This window comes from Nostoc sp. NMS8, from assembly GCF_017115045.1.
Taxonomy (GTDB): Bacteria; Cyanobacteriota; Cyanobacteriia; order Cyanobacteriales; family Nostocaceae; genus Nostoc.
In genome coordinates this window covers 7240-10972 of record NZ_JABXKK010000010.1, presented here as the reverse complement: position 1 = coordinate 10972, position 3733 = coordinate 7240, and the positions used below count along the sequence as shown (strand labels likewise).

Below are 3733 nucleotides of genomic sequence, written 5' to 3'. Positions count from 1 at the left end.
CTGAAGATGACTAAATATCGCCAAAAATCTCCAGTCTACTTCAGTAGACTTAAGCTATTAGCCCGAAAATTTATTTCCGGGCGGGCATGGAAGCCAACAGATAAGCTATTTCCAGCTTAAGTTGATACCAATGGCAAGATGCCTACTCCACAAGATATAGACTTCTGAGATTTGGCGGGATATGCGACTGGATAGTTACAATGATTTTGACTAACTGCCAACAGTTATTGTTGAATCTGCTGTTTCCTTTTCAGAATTTTTTGCATTGTCAACCTCAAGACTTCGGAGTAGTTCTCGAATGACATCTGTTGCTGGCCTTCCTGTCAAAGCACAGTAGCATTCAAGTTTCTTCATTTCCTCGGTTGTGAGATTTACTGTCAGTCGTTTAACAGCCCATTTTTTCTTCATGATCCTTTTTTGTCTTTAATTTGCTTTTTATCAAAATCACCAAGTCATTAGGATTATTCCCGTACTGCATAGCCTACACCACGGACTGTATGAATCAAACGCTTTTCATTATTTTCTTACAACTTGAGTCGCAAAAAACGAATATAAACCTCAATAATATTGTTTAGATTAACAATTCAAAATTCACAACAAAATTTCTCTGTCATATACACTATGTCTGCAATCAAATCAAGAAGTCGAGAATCTAAGTTTTTCGATTTTAATAAATCAGATATAAATGCTATTAGTGATTTTTACCCTAAGTTCCTCTGGCAAGGTATCAACTACTTTCTTCGCAGACAGCAAATCCCTGACGCGGCGATATCTTACATGTTTGGTCAACTCCTTCTCGCAATAAGCTTTAAAGCTAAGATGTCCACCATAGTGGGAAAAGGCGGTTGCAGTCCAAGAGAATAGCGATCGCCTGTACAATGAAATTTCTGACAATTCAAATCATCATCCTGGATTTATTTTAAGAGGATGTTTTAAAAGTGGGTGGCTGTAATTTTCGGCACTTATTGATCCCCCCAACCCCCCTTAAAAAGGGGGACTTTTAGAGCTTTGCCCCCTTTTTAAGGGGGATTTAGGGGGATCTAAAACGTTTTGCTACCGAGCAAAGGACTTTTAAAACATCCTCTAAGATGACTAAATTGTGGTTGTCAAATTAACTTTGATAATCAAATCATTGAAATCCTTGTCACCACCACCAGACAAATCCTCAAAGCCAAAGGTGTTACTTGCTAACAGGGAAATGTGATCCGACCGATCGGAATTAGCACCCAAGAATGGAAAATAAACCGCCGGATCGTTATTAGGATTGTTATCTAAAAGCGCATCAGGGCTATCGTTAATAATAATAAAGGGAACAAAAATCCCACCCGGTTGGAAAGTACCACTGTAAGTAGCACTACCTTGGTTATTCACAGTCAAATCAATACCAGCAACCCGACCACGCACAGCAGCCTGAGTATAACCAGCCTGTCCCGTGAGAATATCAGCATTGCCGTCGCCATTGGTATCAATCCCACCATTTTCATCAGTCACTTGATAGAAGCCGACGTAATTCTTGTAAGCCGCCTCTCTATAAACGTTAAATTCAGCGTTGACTGATTGTTTGACATCTCGCAAATCAATCACTTCTCCCTGGAATTTATTTTGGAGATTTGTACCCAAAGGTAAAGCTCGATCTGTCTGCTTTATTTTCACCACTAGATCGTTAAAATCTGTGGCACTGTTACCAGAAGCATCCTTCCAACCGAGAGAGAAACCATCATCACCCAAATCTGTAATTTTCTGGGTTGAAACGCTAGAAAACAGTAATTTTCCGATGGAGTTAGGATCGTTGCGTACAGCATCAAGCGTACCATCTTGGACTAATAAGAATCTAAAACTCTGACCAGAAATCAATTCCAGCAGAGTGGTGAGATTATTGGTGTCAAATCCATTAGGGGTATTAGCGATCGCTGATAAAATTACCTTTGAGCGATCTATTGCTGCTTTGGCATAACCTTCAGCACCAGGGGCAATACCGTCAATCGTACCTTTAGCATCATCAACAGTAAATAAACCCAGTTCATTCACCAGCTTAGAACTGTGTCCAGTAAGTTTGATTTCCAGTTTGGCTTTAATATCTTCACCTGTAATGTTAAAGATATCATCATTGGGGTTAGTGAGACGGCTGGGTATTTCAACACCATTATTAACATTAATACTCAATCCCTTCTCAAAGGTGAGATTACCATCATCAGTGGTACGGACGCGGATTTTGTAACTAGACTTAGTTTTAAAGTCTGGAGAATTGTTGATTTTGAGGCTATTACCATCAATGGTGAAGGCATTATTATCAACATCGTCAATTCCCGAAACTAAGCTGTATGCAAAATTATCGTTTTGATCTGGGTCGGTGCTGCTGAATGTGCCGATGACGGAGTTGGCTGCTGCTTTATCATCGACATTTGTCTGACTCAACGCCAAATTTGTGGGTGCATCATTAACGGCAGTGAGATTAATGTCGCGGGTTACAGCAGTACTATTTAAGCTGCCATCATTAACGACAAAGCTAATAGTGCGAGGAGTGGTGCTGGGGTTATCGCTGCTATTTTGATAAGTAACAGATTGCAGTGCAGTTTGATATTGGGCGACGGTAGCACTGCCAGTTAAGGTTAAAACACCGTTGGTATAACTGCCAGTAATGGTATTTTGGTTGGTGAAAGCAAGGCTGTCTTCTGTGGCGACGAAACCGTTGCTAATGGTGATGGTGGCGCTGCTGAGGCTGGTGGAGTCTATATCGGTGACGGTGATGCCAGGGTCGATGATTGTCGCGGCGGCGTTTTCGGTGTAGGTAAGGGCGCTGTTGGTGGCTGTGGTGACTGGGGCATCATTAACTGCGGTGAGATTAATGTCGCGGGTTACAGCAGTACTATTTAAGCTGCCATCATTAACGACAAAGCTAATAGTGCGAGGAGTGGTGCTGGGGTTATCGCTGCTATTTTGATAAGTAACAGATTGCAGTGCAGTTTGATATTGGGCGACGGTAGCACTGCCAGTTAAGGTTAAAACACCGTTGGTATAACTGCCAGTAATGGTATTTTGGTTGGTGAAAGCAAGGCTGTCTTCTGTGGCGACGAAACCGTTGCTAATGGTGATGGTGGCGCTGCTGAGGCTGGTGGAGTCTACATCAGTGACGGTGATGCCAGAGTCGATGATTGTCGCAGGGTCGTTTTCGCTATAGCTAAGGGCGATGTTGCTGGCGGTAATGACTGGGGCAACAGGTTCGGCAATTGTTAAAGCGGCAGTGCTGTTGGCATCGAGGATGTAGTCTGAGCTGGATTGTAGGTTGACAGTGACGGTTTCGTTGGGGTCAGAGACTCCATCGGTGGCAGCTGTGACTGTTAAGGTGGCGGTGGTTTGCCCGGCGGCGATCGCAAAGGTATTGGCTGTGAGAGCGGTAATATTTGTGCCTGCTGCCAAGGTGTAGTCGGTGCTGGCGGTGGCGGTGCTACCTGTGGTGTTGAAGTTGACGACTAAACCGCCAACTGGGGCAGGAGTGTCGAGGGTGATGTCAAAGCTGCCGACTATACCGCCTTCTGTGGGGTTAGTGCCTGAAGCAATGGTAATTTTGGGGGTGGTATTCAGCAGCACTGAGACGTTGGCGCTGCCACTGTTAGCGGTAGCCAAGTCGAGTTTGCCGTCGCCGTTGAAGTCTCCAACTGTGACAGATCTGGGACTATTGCCGACGGAGAAGTTGGTGGCGGTGCTAAAGCCCCCTGTGCCGTTTCCTAGCAGC

General features: G+C 44.1%; 2 protein-coding genes and 1 pseudogene. All 3 read right to left on the bottom strand.

Features of this window, described 5'->3' with window-relative positions; translation table 11 throughout:
- Positions 1-210: 210 nt before the first annotated feature.
- Complete coding sequence (locus HWQ39_RS00720; RefSeq protein WP_292840168.1) at positions 211-408, bottom strand: CopG family transcriptional regulator; 198 nt, start codon at positions 406-408, stop codon at positions 211-213.
- 53 nt (positions 409-461) lie between these two features.
- Positions 462-572 (bottom strand): annotated as a pseudogene (locus HWQ39_RS00715) (winged helix-turn-helix domain-containing protein); the annotation flags it as partial.
- 520 nt (positions 573-1092) lie between these two features.
- A partial coding sequence (locus HWQ39_RS00710) for a DUF4114 domain-containing protein (RefSeq protein WP_292840165.1) occupies positions 1093-3733 on the bottom strand: 2641 nt, incomplete at its 5' end.

What these genes read in the sequence shown, in the direction of transcription:
- HWQ39_RS00720 (WP_292840168.1), bottom strand. Translation starts at nt 408, where the DNA reads ATGAAGAAAAAATGGGCTGTTAAACGACTGACAGTAAATCTCACAACC.